Origin of the sequence: Lactococcus protaetiae (genome assembly GCF_006965445.1) — a bacterium.
GTDB lineage: Bacteria > Bacillota > Bacilli > Lactobacillales > Streptococcaceae > Lactococcus > Lactococcus protaetiae.
Genome location: NZ_CP041356.1, coordinates 459,132 through 477,750, shown reverse-complemented (window position 1 = coordinate 477,750; position 18,619 = coordinate 459,132). Strand labels below are relative to the sequence as shown.

The window sequence follows — 18,619 nt, the reverse complement described above, 5'->3', positions numbered from 1 at the left end:
TATCCCACCACCTCTTTAAGAGGTGGTGGATTGCGATTGCGACTAGCCACTTTAGTGGCGTAGCGAGCATCGACAGCGTAGCCCACCCAAAGGGCGGAGATAGCAATAGCACGCACTTGCTAAGTTAAAAATACAATAAGAAAACTCTGTCAGCACACTAACAGAGTTTTTACTTACTGACAAAATTTCTGTCAGTAAAATTATAATTTCTCATTCACAAAAATGACGAAATGATTCCAGAAAACCTTGAGTGGATTGCTCTTTTCTACATCATTTTTAGCAACGAGTGAAAATTGAGCTGTCGAACTTCCTGGAAGATAGCCAAGCTTATCTTTGAGTGAAGCAGATACTGTAACAATCTTTTGTCCCTTTGTAACGGGCGCTTCGATTGTTTTAGTTTTTTTCTGACTATATTTGATAGATAAAGATTTCAAATCAGCGCTTCCATCAGTAGCAAAGGGAACGACAGGATTGATTGTTTCTCCTGCAACAAGGTTAACAGATTTCTGTTTTCCGTCAGTCAACGAAATTTTGTCAAAATCTTTTATCGCTTTTCTCTTTTGAGTAAGACTAGCTGTGCACCAATGTCCATAGACGTAATTCATTAATTGATTAGTCAGAGTGAAAGGAGTTGAATTATCAACAGCGGGATTATCTGCATCTAAGACAACTGTAATGATACGAAAACCATTTTGGGTTGTTGTACCAGCAAAACAGTCGATTTGAAAGCTAGTTGACCCTGTCTTCAGACCATCAACCCCTGCGCGTGAGTTTGTAAATCCTTTAAGCATCTGATTAGTATTGGTAAGAGTAGTTTGTGTTTTCCCACCAGTATCAAAAGGAAGCTGCACTTGTTTGGTGATATCTAAAACTTGAGGATAATCTTTGATGAGATGATAAGAAAGTACGGCTACAGCTTTGGCGCTCATTGTGTTTGTGGCTGTGTTACTTGAACCAGGATAAATATGTCCATTCAAATCATCATTTGGAAGTCCTGAAGCATTGACTAGATGTGTGTCATTAATGCCCCAAGCTTTCATTTGAGCGGTCATCATATCTACAAACTTTGGTTCAGAACCAGCAACTTTTTCAGCGAGTGCCACAGCGGCAGAGTTTGCTGATGGGATTAAAAGAGCATTCATGAGGTCTTTGACGGTATAGGTTTCGTCTTTAGCAAGTGGGATATTGCTTGCATTACTATTTTGCGTTAAATCATAGGCGTATTGAGAAATTGGCACTTTAGTTGTCCAACTTAGTTTCCCTTCAGCGATATCTTTATAAACGAGATAAGCAGTTAAAAGCTTAGTTATTGAGGCAATTGCTGTGCTTGAATCATCTGCATTTTGGGCATATAAAATCTTTCCACTAGAAGCGTCAACCGCAATTGCAGATTTTGCAGCTACGGAAAAACTATTACTAGAAGGAGTAGCGGCGCTGACAGAAATACCTGTTAGCACTGACAAAGCTGTCAGTAAGGTACAAAGAAGAATTGCAATTTTTTTCATGCCTTGATTATACCAAAAAAAGCAAGAAAGCCCAAGATAATCACCATAAATATATTTTATCAGTTTATTAATCTTAAAAAATTGATTGACAATTTCAAAAAAGAATGATACTATATTAAGCGGTACTTTTTACTTTGGACTCTCAGGAGAACTTGTTAAAGTTGCTAAACTTCTTGTCAGAACTTGGCTTAAGCGACCATATACTGACGCAAAAATCGCTCGAAAGAGCAGCCAATAAAAAGAAAGGAATGCTTTTGTATTTCTCATCGCTTCGCATTATGTGGAAAAATACAAAAAGCAGACAGTAAAATGCCTACAATTAATCAATTAGTACGCAAACCTCGTCAAGCTCAAGTGACTAAATCTAAATCACCAGCTATGAACGTTGGCTACAACAGCCGTAAAAAAGTACAAACTAAACTTGCCAGCCCACAAAAACGTGGTGTTGCGACTCGTGTTGGTACAATGACACCTAAGAAGCCTAACTCAGCGCTCCGTAAGTTCGCTCGTGTACGTCTTTCAAACCTTATGGAAGTTACAGCATATATCCCAGGTATTGGACATAACCTCCAAGAACACAGCGTAGTGCTTCTTCGTGGTGGACGTGTAAAAGACCTTCCAGGGGTACGTTACCATATCGTTCGTGGTGCGCTTGATACTGCTGGTGTATCTGACCGTAAACAAAGCCGTTCTAAATACGGTGCCAAAAAACCAAAAGCTTAAGAAGGGAGATAAGTAAGAATGCGTAAAAATCGTGCCCCAAAACGTGAAGTTTTGGCAGACCCAATGTATAACTCAGTCGTAGTAACTCGTCTTATCAACCGCGTTATGCTTGATGGTAAACGTGGTGTTGCGGCTCAAATCGTTTACGGAGCTTTCAAACAAATTGAAGAAGCTACTGGAAACAATCCACTTGAAGTTTTCGAAACTGCTATGGAAAATATCATGCCAGTTCTTGAAGTTCGCGCGCGTCGTGTTGGTGGTTCTAACTATCAAGTTCCAGTTGAAGTTCGTCCAGAACGTCGTACAACACTTGGACTTCGCTGGTTAGTAACAATCGCTCGTAACCGTGGTGAACACACTATGCAAGACCGTCTTGCAAAAGAAATCTTAGATGCAGCTAACAACACAGGTGCAGCAGTTAAGAAACGTGAAGACACTCACAAAATGGCTGAAGCTAACCGTGCGTTCGCTCACTTCCGTTGGTAATTTTAATTTGGACATCGGAAATTCTTGTTCTACCCTTACTCACGTACCTCAGTACGTTTTGTTTGGTCAGATGCTACGAATTTCTCTAGCCAAATCAAAATAGCAGCCTGTCACAAAAGACTAAAGAACTCCGGGCTGGGCTCCTGCCCGCTCGGATTTATTTTATCTTTTAATAAAAAATTTGTTAAAATGGTAATTGAGGAAACTCATTACCTCTCAATGCTAAATAAAAATATAGGAGAAAAAAATGGCTCGCGAATTTTCACTTGCTAATACACGTAATATCGGTATCATGGCTCACGTTGATGCTGGTAAAACAACAACAACTGAACGTGTTCTTTACTACACTGGTAAAATCCACAAAATCGGTGAAACTCACGAAGGTGCATCACAAATGGACTGGATGGAGCAAGAACAAGAACGTGGTATCACAATCACATCTGCTGCAACCACTGCTCAATGGAAAGGTAACCGTGTCAACATCATTGACACCCCAGGTCACGTTGACTTCACTATCGAAGTACAACGCTCACTTCGTGTCCTTGACGGTGCTGTTACCGTTCTTGATGCTCAATCAGGTGTAGAACCTCAAACTGAAACAGTTTGGCGTCAAGCGACTGAATATGGAGTTCCACGTATTGTTTTTGCTAACAAAATGGACAAAATTGGTGCTGACTTCTTCTATTCACTCTCAACACTCCATGACCGTTTGGGTGCAAATGCACATCCAATCCAAATCCCAATTGGTGCTGAAGATGATTTTGTAGGGATTATTGACTTGGTAACAATGCGTGCAGAAGTTTACACTAATGACCTTGGGACTGATATTCTTGACGAAGAAATTCCAGCAGAATATTTGGAAACAGCTCAAGAATGGCGTGAAAAACTTATTGAAGCAGTAGCTGAACTTGATGAAGATATCATGGAAAAATACTTCTCAGGTGAAGAAATTACGGAAGCAGAACTTAAAGCAGCTATCCGTAAAGCAACAATCAATGTTGAATTCTACCCAATGCTTGCAGGTTCTGCTTTCAAAAATAAAGGTGTTCAAATGATGCTTGATGCAGTTATTGACTACCTTCCAAGTCCACTTGATATTCCTGCAATTAAAGGTGTAAATCCAGATACAGATGCAGAAGACGAACGCCCAGCATCAGATGAAGCTCCATTTGCTGCACTGGCATTCAAGATTATGACAGACCCATTTGTTGGACGTCTTTCATTCTTCCGTGTTTACTCAGGTACGCTTGATGCTGGTTCATACGTTATGAATACTTCAAAAGGTAAACGTGAACGTATCGGACGTATCCTTCAAATGCACGCTAATACACGTAAAGAAATTCAAACTGTTTATGCTGGTGATATTGCTGCTGCTGTTGGTTTGAAAAATACAACAACTGGTGACTCATTGACAGATGAAAAAGCACCAATCATTCTTGAATCAATCGAAGTTCCAGAACCAGTTATCCAATTGATGGTAGAACCTAAAACTAAAGCTGACCAAGATAAGATGGGTGTTGCTCTTCAAAAATTGGCTGAAGAAGACCCTACTTTCCGCGTTGAAACAAACCCTGAAACTGGAGAAACAGTTATCTCTGGTATGGGTGAACTTCACTTGGACGTCCTTGTTGACCGTATGAAACGTGAATTTAAAGTTGAAGCAAACGTAGGTGCGCCTCAAGTTGCTTACCGTGAAACTTTCCGCGCTGGCACTTCAGCACGTGGATTCTTCAAACGTCAATCAGGTGGTAAAGGTCAATACGGTGACGTATGGATTGAGTTCACACCAAATGAAGAAGGTAAAGGATTCGAGTTCGAAAATGCTATCGTTGGTGGTGTTGTGCCTCGTGAATTCGTACCAGCTGTTGAAAAAGGTTTGGTAGAAACTATGGCTAATGGTGTCCTTGCTGGATATCCAATGGTTGATATCAAAGCTAAACTTTATGATGGTTCATATCATGATGTCGATTCATCTGAAACGGCCTTCAAGGTTGCGGCTTCACTTGCGATGAAAGAAGCTGCTAAGACTGCACAACCTGCAATCCTTGAGCCTATGATGAAAGTTACGATTACTGTTCCTGAAGAAAATCTTGGAGATATCATGGGTCACGTGACTGCTCGTCGTGGTCAAGTCAACTCTATGGAAGCTCACGGGAAATCACAAATCGTTAATGCTTTCATTCCACTTGCTGAAATGTTTGGATATGCGACAACACTTCGTTCATCTACACAAGGTCGTGGTACTTTCATGATGGTATTTGACCACTATTCAGATGTACCAAAATCTATTCAAGAAGAAATCATTGCTAAAAACGGTCGTAATGCCGACTAAGCTTTGAGTTAATAAAAAAAACCTGTCAGCACTGACAGGTTTTTTTACATCATTGTTAGCACTGACAGAAATTCAAGTTTCACATGAAACTTGAATGTTCGGAAATTGCGTGCTATAATGGACATATCAAGCAAGAAAATGGTGAAAATCATGAAAAGAAACGAACGTTTAGTCGATTTTACAAATTTTTTAATTAATCATCCTAATAAAATGCTTAATTTGAATGAATTAAGCAAGCATTATGAAGTTGCAAAGTCGTCTATTTCAGAAGATTTAGTGTTTATTAGACGTGTTTTTGAAAATCAAGGTGTAGGAATTGTGGAAACTTTCCCTGGAAGTTTAGGTGGTGTACGCTTTACTCCGTATATATCTGATGAACGTTCGCGAGAAATGACAGAAGAAATTGCTGAGCTTTTGCGTGAGGAAAATCGTATTTTACCTGGAGGCTATATCTATCTTTCCGATATTTTAGGTTTACCATCAAATTTGCGCAAAATCGGTCAAATTATAGCTCATGAATATCATGATAAGCAGGTCGATGTCATTATGACGATTGCAACAAAAGGAATTCCAATCGCTCAGTCTGTTGCTGAAATTTTAGATGTCCCATTTGTCATTGTTAGGCGAGATCCTAAAGTTACAGAGGGTGCAACGCTAAATGTGAACTATATGTCAGGTTCAAGTTCGCGAGTTGAAAACATGACTCTTTCTAAACGTAGTCTTTCTATTGGTCAAAATGTGTTGATTGTTGATGATTTTATGAAAGGTGCAGGAACCATTAATGGAATGAAGAGTTTGGTTCATGAATTTGATTGTTTTTTAGCGGGTATTGCGGTTTTCCTTGAAGGACCATTTAAAGGGGAGCGTCTTGTTGATGATTATAAATCCATTCTTAAAGTGGATCGTATTGACATTGCCAACCGTACGATTGACGTAAAATTAGGCAATATTTTTGATGAAAATGAACCAAAATAATCCGCTAAAGAGTAGTTAAAAGTACTGACAGAAATTTGTCAGTAGTGATGAGGGGGTTGTGAACATAAAAAATAGCAATCAAAAAACAGAAGAAAAAATTATTGAGAAAAGTTTTGATGTTGTTTTACTGTTAAAGAGTATTTTTGCAATTGTTGAAATTATCGGCGGTATTGCGATGTTCTTCATGACTCCAGAGCGCGTGAACAATGTTATCCATTGGTTTTCAAAAAGTGAATTACACGAAGTTCCCAACGATTTTTTCATCAATCTCATTGTTAATTTTGGACATCATTTCACAACAGGTACCCAATACCTCGCAGCCATCTATTTACTGTCACATGGCTTGATAAAGATAATCACTTTATTTCTTTTATGGAGAAAAATTTTGTGGTCTTATCCTCTGTCAGTAGTAGTTTTTCTTGGCTTTATTATTTATCAGCTCAATGAATTTGCTACTCGCCATTCAATTTTTATGATTATAGTTTCGATTGTTGACGTAATAATGATTGTGCTTACCATCCTTGAATATCGCAATTTAAAGTATCAAAAAAATTACTGACAGAATTTCTGTCAGTAGATAAATCAATAAAAAACACTGACAAAATTTCTGTCAGTATTTTTTTATCAGTTAATGAGAGAAATTTTATTGAGAGGCCATATTCTAAGTTTCGCTTCACCAATAATTGCAGAGCGTTTAAATGTCCCGACAGCCCGACTGTCTTGAGAAACAACACGATTGTCACCAAGTAAGAAATATTGACCCTTAGGCACGGTAACAGTAAAAACGGGATTTCCAGTACTATCAACTGTGAAAGCTTTCGTATTTTGAGCTAAACTAACAAAAAAGTTTCGACTTTGTGAAGTAAGTGCATCAGTCAAAGGATAAGCAGCATATGTTTTTTCTAGCTTCCCATCTTTTAGTTGCTGTTGAAAATCTTTGAGGTAAGGTTCTTTATAAACTTTATTGTTGATTGTGAGTTGATCGTGATCAAATTTTATCACATCACCTGGCATACCTATCACGCGTTTCACAATGTCTTTAGTTTCGCCATTATTCGTTTCCTTTGCAACAACAATATCAAAACGATTGATTTGAGAGGTTTTGACAATGACCATACGTTCTCGGTCAGCAAGTGTCGGATCCATTGAATGCCCGTCGACAACGACTAGAGACCAGACAAAAATACGAGAGAGAACAACTACAATGATAATCGCGAGAAATAATCCCCACTCTTTCAAAAATTTTTTCATGAATTTTATACTTTCTATATTTTAGAGATTTTTAATGCTTTTTTAGTATTAGCAAAATGTAACTTTGCCAAATTTCGAAGAGTATCAATCCCTTTGAGTTTGATGATATCAGCAGCAATTTTGTCAGAATTTGCCCCTGCACCACTAGGTAATTTGAATCCAGAACTAATAGACAGAGCTCTAAGATTTTCTAAAAAAAGAAAACGAGCAATGATGGAACTCACTGCTACTGCTAGAAATTGATCTTCTGCTTTGGTCAGTAAGGTTACTTTTGTCAGTACCTGATTTTTCTCACTTTTTACATATTTCTTATAGTTTGCCTCCGTTGTAAAAGCGTCAATAATGACGGCGGTAGGAGATTTTTTTAACTTTTGTTCCAACAAAAAAATGGCTTGATTATGCAAAGCAACTTTAATACTAACAGCATTATAGCCTGATTCAATAACCTCATTATATTTTGAAGGCTCAACAACTAGAGGGATATGTAGGACTTTATCCATTAAGATAGGAGCAATTTCTATAATTTTTTCGTCAGTCAATTTTTTGGAGTCAGCAACACCAAGTTTTTTTAAGAGCGCAAGATTCTCAGAGTTAACATAGCTCGCAACAACAAATAACCCTCCAAAATAAGAACCATTTCCTACTTCGTCTGTACCGATAATATCAGTTTGCTTTTCGGGAACTTCTTGTATACTGTACCCAAAATCACTAGCCAATTTTTCAGCTTCTACACCTTGAAAAACAACTTTTCCAGAAGTATAGACTGAGATGGAGGTTTTTTCAACTTTAGCAAAAAAAGTAATATAAGGGTTTTTAGATGAAGTTTTATACTGATTAAATTTGATATATAACTGCTCAAGTTCTTTTTTATTTAATTTTAGAACAATGTTCATAAGGATATTCTACCACAAAAAAACGACCAATAAAAACGAAAAAATCTTGACAAAGCAAATAAAAATATGATATGATGATAAACGGTATTGTTTACCCCATTTTTGTGGCCCGGAAACCCAAAAATACCTAGCAATTAAGGAATGATTGCGTGTAAACAAATTCTAGTAAAAGGAAAATAAGCAAAATGATGAAAACCACTTTCATGGCTAACGCACAAAACGTTGACCGTAAATGGTACGTAGTTGATGCGACAGATGTCCCTCTTGGACGTCTTTCAGCAGTTGTAGCAAGCGTACTTCGCGGTAAAAACAAACCAACTTATACACCTCATGCTGATGCAGGAGACTTTGTAATTGTTATCAATGCTGAAAAAATCAAATTGACTGGTAAAAAAGCAACAGATAAAGTTTACTATTCTCACTCACTTCACCCAGGTGGCTTGAAATCAATCACAGCTGGTGAACTTCGTGAAAAGAATGCTGTTAAATTGATTGAAAAATCAGTTAAAGGTATGCTTCCACATAACACACTTGGACGTGCACAAGGCATGAAACTTAAAGTGTTTGTTGGTGGAGAACACACTCATGCAGCTCAAAAACCTGAAGTTCTTGATATCTCAGGTTTAATCTAATCAGGAAGGACCGAAACAAATGGCACAAGTACAATATGCCGGCACAGGCCGTCGTAAAAATGCAGTAGCACGCGTACGTCTCGTACCTGGTACTGGTAAAATCACTGTAAATAACCGTGATGTTGAACAATATATCCCACATGCTGATATGCGTTTGGTTATCAACCAACCATTTGCAGCCACGCAAACAGAAGGTGCTTACGACACACTCGTAAACGTTAATGGTGGTGGTGTATCAGGTCAAGCAGGAGCTATCCGTCATGGTATCGCTCGTGCATTGCTTGAAGTAGACCCTGACTTCCGCGGTTCTTTGAAACGTGCTGGTCTTCTTACACGTGACGCCCGTATGGTTGAACGTAAAAAAGCTGGTCTCAAGAAAGCCCGTAAAGCATCACAATTCTCAAAACGTTAATTTTATTGTTAATAAGACAGGAGCTCCAAACATTTTTGGAGCTTTTTCTGTACTAAAAAGTGATAATACAGGTTAGTAACAAAAAAATATAAAAAAATCACAACAAATAATTGACAAAGGGTGTGTAGTTTGATAGAATATAATAGTTGTCGCGAGAGAGGGAAGCCACTCAAGCGTTTAGACCCTTGAAAACTGAATAAAGAAGAATGACTCATGTGATGTCGTAAAGACATCAAAAATCTGTCAATCAATAATGAAAGACAAGCCAGTCACTAAGGTGACTTAAATACTTTATTTGAGAGTTTGATCCTGGCTCAGGACGAACGCTGGCGGCGTGCCTAATACATGCAAGTTGAGCGCTGAAGGTTGGTACTTGTACCAACTGGAAGAGCAGCGAACGGGTGAGTAACGCGTGGGGAATCTGCCTTTGAGCGGGGACAACATTTGGAAACGAATGCTAATACCGCATAAAAGCTTTAAACATAAGTTAAAAGTTTGAAAGATGCAAATGCATCACTCAAAGATGATCCCGCGTTGTATTAGCTAGTTGGTAGGGTAAAGGCCTACCAAGGCGATGATACATAGCCGACCTGAGAGGGTGATCGGCCACATTGGGACTGAGACACGGCCCAAACTCCTACGGGAGGCAGCAGTAGGGAATCTTCGGCAATGGGGGCAACCCTGACCGAGCAACGCCGCGTGAGTGAAGAAGGTTTTCGGATCGTAAAACTCTGTTGTTAGAGAAGAACGTGTGTGGGAGTGGAAAATCCATGCAGTGACGGTATCTAACCAGAAAGGGACGGCTAACTACGTGCCAGCAGCCGCGGTAATACGTAGGTCCCGAGCGTTGTCCGGATTTATTGGGCGTAAAGCGAGCGCAGGTGGTTTATTAAGTCTGGTGTAAAAGGCAGTGGCTCAACCATTGTATGCATTGGAAACTGGTAGACTTGAGTGCAGGAGAGGAGAGTGGAATTCCATGTGTAGCGGTGAAATGCGTAGATATATGGAGGAACACCGGTGGCGAAAGCGGCTCTCTGGCCTGTAACTGACACTGAGGCTCGAAAGCGTGGGGAGCAAACAGGATTAGATACCCTGGTAGTCCACGCCGTAAACGATGAGTGCTAGATGTAGGAAGCTATAAGTTTTCTGTATCGCAGCTAACGCAATAAGCACTCCGCCTGGGGAGTACGACCGCAAGGTTGAAACTCAAAGGAATTGACGGGGGCCCGCACAAGCGGTGGAGCATGTGGTTTAATTCGAAGCAACGCGAAGAACCTTACCAGGTCTTGACATCCCGATGCTATCCTTAGAGATAAGGAGTTACTTCGGTACATCGGTGACAGGTGGTGCATGGTTGTCGTCAGCTCGTGTCGTGAGATGTTGGGTTAAGTCCCGCAACGAGCGCAACCCCTATTACTAGTTGCCATCATTAAGTTGGGCACTCTAGTGAGACTGCCGGTGATAAACCGGAGGAAGGTGGGGATGACGTCAAATCATCATGCCCTTATGACCTGGGCTACACACGTGCTACAATGGATGGTACAACGAGTCGCGAGACAGTGATGTTTAGCTAATCTCTTAAAACCATTCTCAGTTCGGATTGTAGGCTGCAACTCGCCTACATGAAGTCGGAATCGCTAGTAATCGCGGATCAGCACGCCGCGGTGAATACGTTCCCGGGCCTTGTACACACCGCCCGTCACACCACGGGAGTTGGGAGTACCCGAAGTAGGTTGCCTAACCGCAAGGAGGGCGCTTCCTAAGGTAAGACCGATGACTGGGGTGAAGTCGTAACAAGGTAGCCGTATCGGAAGGTGCGGCTGGATCACCTCCTTTCTAAGGAATATATACAAGGATGAGCATTCAACTTTATTCAGTTTTGAGGGTCTAGAGATAGACCACGCAAGAATCAACTTCTTGATTGTGGGGCCTTAGCTCAGCTGGGAGAGCGCCTGCTTTGCACGCAGGAGGTCAGCGGTTCGATCCCGCTAGGCTCCATGAAGATACGAAAGTAAGTGTTGAGATTAGTTTCAGCCGAAGGTATCTTGTCAGAAAAGACGTTAAAATCATCTTGAACCTTGAAAACTAAATAACAATATCTAATAACGATAAATAAACCGAAAAGCTGTGAATTTTAAAGAATTTACAAACTTATACTTGAAAAAAGATGATTGAATCATCATGGCAAAGTTAATAAGGGCGCACGGTGGATGCCTTGGCACTAAGAGCCGAAGAAGGACGTGACTAACGACGATATGCGACGGGGAGCTGTAAGTACGCTTTGATCCGTTGATTTCCGAATGGGGAAACCCAGCTGCTTCTAGCAGTTATTCATGAGTGAATACATAGCTCATGTAAAGGTAACGCAGAGAACTGAAACATCTAAGTACCTGCAGGAAGAGAAAGTAAAAACGATTTCCTAAGTAGCGGCGAGCGAACAGGAAGAAGGGCAAACCAAGAAGCTTGCTTCTTGGGGTTGTAGGACTGCAACGTGGACTTAAGGTCTATAGAAGAATCATCTGGGAAGATGAGCCAAAGAGAGTAAAAGCCTCGTATTCGAAATAGACCTTATACCTAGCAGTATCCTGAGTAGGGCTGGACACGCGAAATCCAGTTTGAATCCGGGAGGACCATCTCCCAACCCTAAATACTCCTTAGTGACCGATAGTGAACCAGTACCGTGAGGGAAAGGTGAAAAGAACCCGAGAGGGGAGTGAAATAGCACCTGAAACCGTGTGCCTACAAGAAGTTCGAGCCCGTTAATGGGTGAGAGCGTGCCTTTTGTAGAATGAACCGGCGAGTTACGTTATGATGCGAGGTTAAGTTGAAGAGACGGAGCCGTAGCGAAAGCGAGTCTGAATAGGGCGCTTTAGTATCATGATGTAGACCCGAAACCTAGTGACCTATCCATGAGCAGGGTGAAGGTGTGGTAAGACGCACTGGAGGCCCGAACCAGGACACGTTGAAAAGTGTTTGGATGACTTGTGGATAGCGGAGAAATTCCAAACGAACTGGGAGATAGCTGGTTCTCTCCGAAATAGCTTTAGGGCTAGCGTCGAAATGTAAGTGTATTGGAGGTAGAGCACTGTTTGGGTGAGGGGTCCATCTCGGATTACCAATCTCAGATAAACTCCGAATGCTAATACACATGTTCGGCAGTCAGACTGCGAGTGCTAAGATCCGTAGTCGAAAGGGAAACAGCCCAGACCAACAGCTAAGGTCCCAAAATATATGTTAAGTGGAAAAGGATGTGGGGTTGCACAGACAACTAGGATGTTAGCTCAGAAGCAGCTATCATTCAAAGAGTGCGTAATAGCTCACTAGTCGAGTGACCCTGCGCCGAAAATGTACCGGGGCTAAACATATTACCGAAGCTTTGGATTGATATATTATCAATGGTAGGAGAGCGTTCTTAACCGCGAAGAAGGTATACCGTGAGGAGTGCTGGAGCGTTAAGAAGTGAGAATGCCGGTATGAGTAGCGCAAGATAAGTGAGAATCTTATCCACCGTAAGACTAAGGTTTCCAGGGGAAGGCTCGTCCGCCCTGGGTTAGTCGGGACCTAAGGCGAGGCCGAAAGGCGTAGTCGATGGACAACTGGTTGATATTCCAGTACTAGATATGATCGTGATGGAGGGACGCAGTAGGCTAAGAGATGCCAGTTAATGGATTCTGGTCTAAGCAGTGAGGTGTGAGATGTGTCAAATGCATTTCTCTTTAACATTGAGCTGTAATGGGGAAGCAACTACGGTTGCGAACTCTCTGATGTCACACTGCCAAGAAAAGCTTCTAGCGTAAAGTCATATCTACCCGTACCGCAAACCGACACAGGTAGTCGAGGCGAGTAGCCTCAGGTGATCGAGAGAACTCTCGTTAAGGAACTCGGCAAAATAGCCCCGTAACTTCGGGAGAAGGGGTGCTGGTGTAAAAGCCAGCCGCAGTGAATAGGCCCAAGCAACTGTTTATCAAAAACACAGCTCTCTGCTAAACCGCAAGGTGATGTATAGGGGGTGACGCCTGCCCGGTGCTGGAAGGTTAAGAGGAGGAGTTAGCGTAAGCGAAGCCCTGAATTGAAGCCCCAGTAAACGGCGGCCGTAACTATAACGGTCCTAAGGTAGCGAAATTCCTTGTCGGGTAAGTTCCGACCCGCACGAAAGGCGTAATGATTTGGGCACTGTCTCAACGAGAGACTCGGTGAAATTTTAGTACCTGTGAAGATGCAGGTTACCGCGACAGGACGGAAAGACCCCATGGAGCTTTACTGTAGTTTGATATTGAGTACCTGTAAGTCATGTACAGGATAGGTAGGAGCCATTGAGATAGGGACGCTAGTTTCTATTGAGGCGTTGTTGGGATACTACCCTTGACTTATGGTTACTCTAACCCGCTGGCAATATCGGCCAGGGAGACAGTGTCTGACGGACAGTTTGACTGGGGCGGTCGCCTCCTAAAGAGTAACGGAGGCGCCCAAAGGTTCCCTCAGATTGGTTGGAAATCAATCGTAGAGTGTAAAGGTATAAGGGAGCTTGACTGCGAGAGCTACAACTCGAGCAGGTAGGAAACTAGGGCTTAGTGATCCGGTGGTACCGCATGGAAGGGCCATCGCTCAACGGATAAAAGCTACCCTGGGGATAACAGGCTTATCTCCCCAAGAGTTCACATCGACGGGGAGGTTTGGCACCTCGATGTCGGCTCGTCGCATCCTGGGGCTGTAGTCGGTCCCAAGGGTTGGGCTGTTCGCCCATTAAAGCGGCACGCGAGCTGGGTTCAGAACGTCGTGAGACAGTTCGGTCCCTATCCGTCGCGGGCGTAGGAAATTTGAGAGGATCTGTCCTTAGTACGAGAGGACCGGGATGGACCTACCGCTGGTGTACCAGTTGTTCCGCCAGGAGCACGGCTGGATAGCTATGTAGGGAAGGGATAAGCGCTGAAAGCATCTAAGTGCGAAGCCCACCTCAAGATGAGATTTCCCATTCGTAAGAATTAAGAGCCCAGAGAGATGATCTGGTTGATAGGCTGGAAGTGGAAGCCCTGTGAGGGGTGGAGCGGACCAGTACTAATCGCTCGAGGACTTTACCAAAAGAGTCAACTATAAAATGCTTAAGGTTTAGAAGTTAGAAGGATTGTTATTTAGTTTTGAATGTTCAAAGGAACATTTAAAGATTTGGTCATCATTGCGATGGAGATACACCTGTTCCCATGTCGAACACAGCAGTTAAGTCCATCTACGGCGGAAGTACTTGGGGTTGCCCCCTGGGAGATAGGCGAGTGGCCAAGTTTGGGGAGTTTAGCTCAGCTGGGAGAGCATCTGCCTTACAAGCAGAGGGTCAGCGGTTCGATCCCGTTAACTCCCATAGGTTGATTCAGCCTTTATTTGAATGTGTTGGAAGGGTAGCGAAGAGGCTAAACGCGGCGGACTGTAAATCCGCTCCTTCGGGTTCGGGGTTCGAATCCCTCCCCTTCCATTTGTTTTATACTTGTACGGGCATAGTATAAAGGTAGTACAAAGGTCTCCAAAACCTTTGGTGTGGGTTCAATTCCTGCTGCCCGTGTTTTTCATTATGGCGGATGTGGTGAAGTGGTTAACACACCGGCTTGTGGCGCCGGCACTCGCGAGTTCGATCCTCGTCATCCGCCTTTTAATGGGGTATAGCCAAGCGGTAAGGCAAGGGACTTTGACTCCCTCATGCGTTGGTTCGAATCCAGCTACCCCAGTTGTTATGTTTCGCCGAAGTGGCGGAATAGGCAGACGCGCCAGACTCAAAATCTGGTTCCTTCACGGGAGTGCCGGTTCGACCCCGGCCTTCGGCATAACGTTGACGATAACTTGCCTATGGTTATCGTTTTTTGTTTGATTTTGAATCTGGCAATTTCTAGAATGTGGAACATGGGTAATGATTGGTGAAGAGATGACAAAACTCCAGATTTTTAGTAATCTGGAGTCTTTTTGCGATTATTTAAATTTATTGTGTTTATCCGATAAATTTTTTATTTTGTTTATTGAGAACTAATTTTGTAAGTTCAATAACGAGTATGCTGACTAATGATAAGCTAATTGCAATAAGCCAGTGAGTTGCTGATAGACTGGTAATCTCTAAAATGTTCATTAGGAATGGAACATGGGTAAAGATTAATGTGATTGTTAGTGAGAGTATTGTCGTGCCAAAAATCATTTTATTTGCTGTAATACCTGATTTGAAGATAGATTTATTACTCTTCGCATTATAAACATTAATAGTAGAAGCAAGTGTTAGTATGACGAATGCCATAGTTTGTCCAAGTTGATGGCTTGGGGTTTGACCAGCAATCTCAATAAATCTTCCGAGATAGAAACCAATAAGCCCTGTCACAATAAAGCTTGCGGAACAAATCGCTATTCTCCAACTGACTCCACGTGAGAATAAACTCTCTCTTACTCCAATTGGCGGTTGATGCATTAGATGTTCATCAGCTTTTTCTCGTGAAATACCGAAACCTGGTATCCCATCAGCAAGGACATTAATATAAAGAAGTTGCATTCCAGTGAATGGTAATCCCCAACCGACAATTGCGCCAATAAGCATGATGAGGATTTCGGCTACATTTGCTGAAAGTAGATAATAGATTGTCTTTTTGATATTGGCATATACACGGCGACCTTCTCGGACAGCTCCAACAATGGTGGCGAAGTTGTCATCAGCGAGGACGATATCAGATGCAGATTTTGCTACCTCGGTTCCTGCGATTCCCATAGCAGTCCCGACATCAGCGGCTCGTAAACTTGGTGCATCATTGACACCGTCACCTGTCATAGCTACGATTTGTCCTTTATCTTGCCAAGCTTTGACGATACGAAGTTTGTCTTCTGGACTGACTCGAGCGTAAACGGATACTTTTTCGATATCAGTTTTTAGTTCACTGTCTGTCATTGCTGACAGAGTTAGACCATCTACAACTTTGTCGCCATCACGATAAATATCTAATTCTGTAGCAATTGCTTTGGCTGTCAGTGCATGGTCACCAGTAATCATAATTGGTTTGATTCCAGCTGTACGTGCTTCTGCTACGGCTGCTTTAGACTCTGGACGAGGTGGGTCAATCATACCTATGATTCCGAGGAAGTGGAGGTCTTCTTCAAGTTCTGTCAGTACTGACGGAATTTCATCAATGACTTTGTAAGCAAGAGCAAGGACACGAAGTGCATTGTCAGCAAATTCGTCATGAACTTGTTGTGCTTCAATAAGAAGTTCTTCTTCTAAATCGGGTTGTAAAGCGGCTGTGCCGTCAATATTGAGAATATGGTGATGATGTGTAGTGTGCTGGCTTGTTGGTGCAAGGCGGTCAAATGCTCCTTTTGTTAGCACCATATAGCGCCCTGTGTATTGAGGATGTGGGATGACGACCGTCATTTTTTTTCGTGAACTATCAAAGGGAAGTTCAGCGATACGCTTTGGTGCTTTTTCAGGATGGTAGAGGTCATGAGCAATCAGAAAACGGATAATCGAAGCTTCTGTTGGATCACCATGAACTTCCCAATTACCGTCTTTGAGTTGGGCGGTGGCATCTGATGCGTAGGCAAAATTTTGCATGAGTGTCACTTCATGGTCTGAGAGGTGTCCACCGGACCAAGTTTCATTTCCTGAAAGCCAAAGCTTTTGAATTGTCATTTGATTTTGAGTTAATGTGCCTGTCTTATCAGATGCAATGACAGTCGCATTACCAAGTGTTTCTACTGCGGGAATGTTACGAATAATCGCACGTTTGTGTGCCATGTTTTCTACACCGTAAATAAGACTGAGGGTAACGATAACAGGAAGTGTTTCGGGTACGGCAGCAACTCCAAGAACAACTGCAGTCATGAGATTATCAACCAGAGGAATGTTGCCATAAAACATATTGATAGCAAAAATTAGGATACCTGCACCAAAAGCAATGATAGCAAGGCGTTTTGCGAGTTTATCAATTCGTTTTTGAAGTGGAGTTTTTCCTTTGACTTGCTCACCAATCAATGTAGCAATTTGCCCCATTTGCGATTGATTTCCGACTGCAACAACGATCCCTTGCGCGGTTCCATTGAGGACATTTGTCCCAGAAAAGACCATGTTGAGTTGATCGCCAAGTGGCACTTCCTCAGTAATGACAACAGTTGCGTCTTTATCAATGGGTTCTGATTCACCTGTTAGGGAAGATTCATCAATTTGAAGAGAATTGCTACTAAGTAGTCGCACATCCGCTCCTACTTGCATTCCAGCAGAGAGTTGAATTAAATCTCCACAAACAAGTTCAGAAGATGAAATCGTCTGAATTTTTCCTTCACGCAAAACAGTAGAGGTAGGTGAAGATAGTTTTTTAAGTGCTGATAAAGCATTTTCAGCTCGACTTTCTTGAAAAGTAGAGACTACAACATTGATAATCACAATGAGTAGTACGACGATTGTTTTCGTATAATTACCATTTCCTATACAAGCCAGATATCCAGCTAAGATAGCAACCGCAATAAGTATGAGATTCATCACTTCAAGAAGATGGTGAGCAATTTTTTGAAGTAGGTTAGGTCCTTTTTGCTCAGTGAATTCATTACTTCCAAAAGTATTTCGATTTTTGATGATTTGTTGGCTATTTAATCCAGTTTCAGAGTTGATCTGATATAATTCTTTGATGTTTTCAATCGGCTCAGTTTTATATTTCATCAATAAATTCCTTTCCATAATTAAAAATACTATAATATAATTATAATATTTTTCTCATTTTTACAGAAACAATATACAAATAAATTTTTATAAAAAGGCTGTATAAATAGCCAAAAATATGGTATTATGGATGATATGGAAACTAAAACAGTAAGTGAATTGGCAGAGCTTTTTGGAGTGACACGTCAGGCGATGAATAAACGTGTGAAATCGTTGAATGCTAAATTCGTAGAGAAAAATGAGAAAAATATAACAGTTGTAAATAAAGAAGGCATTCATGAACTTGAGCATTTGTACGGGAAAGTTGTGACTGCTGAGGCAGAAGTGGTAGAAAAAGAGTCTGCATCAACGGTAGAACTTTCTGTCAAAACCGATGATGCGACGTCAGCGGCTTACGAAATGATTAGTGCGTTGATGAAAGATAAAAATGCCGAAATCGACCGTTTGAATAGTCAACTTGAATCGAAAGATAAACAGCTTTCTGTCAAGGATGAGCAAATTGCCGAAAAAGATGCACAAATTAAGAAACAACAAGAACTGATGGAGAAAGCACTTACTGATCAAAAGCAATTTTTCACAGACTTACAGGAAAGTATAAAGAATGTGGAAAATAAAGGATTTTTTGGTCGATTATTTGGAAAAAAGTAATGATATAAAAAATACATCTGGAACACAGTTGTATTTTTTTATATCACTTTATTTTTGTCAGTACTGACAGAAATTTTGAGCAATTTTAGGAAGT

General features: G+C 41.5%; 12 protein-coding genes, 7 tRNA genes and 3 rRNA genes. 18 read left to right on the top strand and 4 right to left on the bottom strand.

What is annotated here, in order from left to right; all coding sequences use genetic code 11:
* Positions 1-200: 200 nt before the first annotated feature.
* Positions 201-1,505 carry a serine hydrolase gene (locus FLP15_RS02410; RefSeq protein ID WP_142765857.1) on the bottom strand — a complete coding sequence of 435 codons (1,305 nt, stop codon included), beginning with the start codon at positions 1,503-1,505 and terminating at the stop codon, positions 201-203.
* 309 nt (positions 1,506-1,814) lie between these two features.
* Here FLP15_RS02410 and rpsL point away from each other — a divergent pair, with 309 nt between their 5' ends.
* From rpsL to FLP15_RS02385, 5 genes are all read left to right on the top strand, one after another.
* Positions 1,815-2,228 (top strand): 30S ribosomal protein S12, encoded by a 414-nt coding sequence (gene rpsL / locus FLP15_RS02405; RefSeq protein WP_120772755.1) that lies wholly within the window; start codon positions 1,815-1,817, stop codon positions 2,226-2,228.
* 18 nt (positions 2,229-2,246) lie between these two features.
* Positions 2,247-2,714 (top strand): 30S ribosomal protein S7, encoded by a 468-nt coding sequence (gene rpsG / locus FLP15_RS02400; RefSeq protein ID WP_120772754.1) that lies wholly within the window; start codon positions 2,247-2,249, stop codon positions 2,712-2,714.
* 247 nt (positions 2,715-2,961) lie between these two features.
* Positions 2,962-5,046 carry an elongation factor G gene (gene fusA, locus FLP15_RS02395; protein WP_142765856.1) on the top strand — a complete coding sequence of 695 codons (2,085 nt, stop codon included), beginning with the start codon at positions 2,962-2,964 and terminating at the stop codon, positions 5,044-5,046.
* 150 nt (positions 5,047-5,196) lie between these two features.
* Positions 5,197-6,021, top strand: a complete 825-nt coding sequence (gene purR, locus FLP15_RS02390; RefSeq protein ID WP_142765855.1) for a pur operon repressor — start codon at positions 5,197-5,199, stop codon at positions 6,019-6,021.
* A gap of 58 nt (positions 6,022-6,079) precedes the next feature.
* Positions 6,080-6,580 (top strand): DUF2127 domain-containing protein, encoded by a 501-nt coding sequence (locus tag FLP15_RS02385; protein ID WP_223804697.1) that lies wholly within the window; start codon positions 6,080-6,082, stop codon positions 6,578-6,580.
* A gap of 65 nt (positions 6,581-6,645) precedes the next feature.
* Here the strand turns inward: FLP15_RS02385 and lepB are convergent, their stop codons facing one another.
* On the bottom strand, positions 6,646-7,272 hold the full coding sequence (lepB, locus tag FLP15_RS02380; protein ID WP_142765854.1) for a signal peptidase I: 627 nt from the start codon (positions 7,270-7,272) through the stop codon (positions 6,646-6,648).
* A 14-nt stretch (positions 7,273-7,286) separates the two neighbouring features.
* A complete protein-coding gene (rnhC, locus tag FLP15_RS02375) occupies positions 7,287-8,165 on the bottom strand; it encodes a ribonuclease HIII (RefSeq protein WP_142765853.1) in 879 nt (292 codons plus the stop codon).
* Between the two features lie 185 nt (positions 8,166-8,350).
* On the opposite strand from rnhC, the gene rplM reads away from it, so the two are divergent.
* From rplM to FLP15_RS02315, 12 genes are all read left to right on the top strand, one after another.
* Positions 8,351-8,797, top strand: a complete 447-nt coding sequence (gene rplM, locus FLP15_RS02370) for a 50S ribosomal protein L13 (protein ID WP_120772750.1) — start codon at positions 8,351-8,353, stop codon at positions 8,795-8,797.
* Between the two features lie 19 nt (positions 8,798-8,816).
* Positions 8,817-9,209, top strand: coding sequence for a 30S ribosomal protein S9 (rpsI, locus tag FLP15_RS02365; protein ID WP_120772749.1), 393 nt, complete (start codon positions 8,817-8,819; stop codon positions 9,207-9,209).
* A gap of 291 nt (positions 9,210-9,500) precedes the next feature.
* Positions 9,501-11,045, top strand: a 16S ribosomal RNA gene (locus FLP15_RS02360).
* A gap of 89 nt (positions 11,046-11,134) precedes the next feature.
* Positions 11,135-11,207: transfer RNA gene (locus tag FLP15_RS02355), tRNA-Ala, on the top strand.
* A 185-nt stretch (positions 11,208-11,392) separates the two neighbouring features.
* Positions 11,393-14,288: ribosomal RNA gene (locus FLP15_RS02350) — 23S ribosomal RNA — on the top strand.
* 83 nt (positions 14,289-14,371) lie between these two features.
* Positions 14,372-14,486 (top strand): 5S ribosomal RNA (rrf, locus tag FLP15_RS02345).
* Together the 16S, 23S and 5S rRNA genes with 7 tRNA genes alongside form the textbook arrangement of a ribosomal RNA operon.
* 3 nt (positions 14,487-14,489) lie before the next feature.
* A tRNA-Val gene (locus FLP15_RS02340) sits at positions 14,490-14,562 on the top strand.
* A gap of 31 nt (positions 14,563-14,593) precedes the next feature.
* Positions 14,594-14,673, top strand: a tRNA-Tyr gene (locus tag FLP15_RS02335).
* A 16-nt stretch (positions 14,674-14,689) separates the two neighbouring features.
* Positions 14,690-14,760 (top strand) — tRNA-Trp (locus FLP15_RS02330).
* Positions 14,761-14,772: 12 nt separating this feature from the next.
* Positions 14,773-14,845, top strand: a tRNA-His gene (locus FLP15_RS02325).
* A gap of 6 nt (positions 14,846-14,851) precedes the next feature.
* A tRNA-Gln gene (locus FLP15_RS02320) sits at positions 14,852-14,923 on the top strand.
* A 12-nt stretch (positions 14,924-14,935) separates the two neighbouring features.
* Positions 14,936-15,019 (top strand) — tRNA-Leu (locus FLP15_RS02315).
* A gap of 161 nt (positions 15,020-15,180) precedes the next feature.
* Here FLP15_RS02315 and FLP15_RS02310 read toward each other — a convergent pair.
* Complete coding sequence (locus tag FLP15_RS02310) at positions 15,181-17,877, bottom strand: cation-translocating P-type ATPase (protein ID WP_142765852.1); 2,697 nt, start codon at positions 17,875-17,877, stop codon at positions 15,181-15,183.
* Between the two features lie 126 nt (positions 17,878-18,003).
* Between FLP15_RS02310 and FLP15_RS02305 the strand changes: the two genes are divergently transcribed.
* Positions 18,004-18,525: a DUF536 domain-containing protein gene (locus FLP15_RS02305; RefSeq protein ID WP_142765851.1), complete on the top strand. Its 522-nt coding sequence runs from the start codon at positions 18,004-18,006 to the stop codon at positions 18,523-18,525.
* Positions 18,526-18,619: the final 94 nt, after the last annotated feature.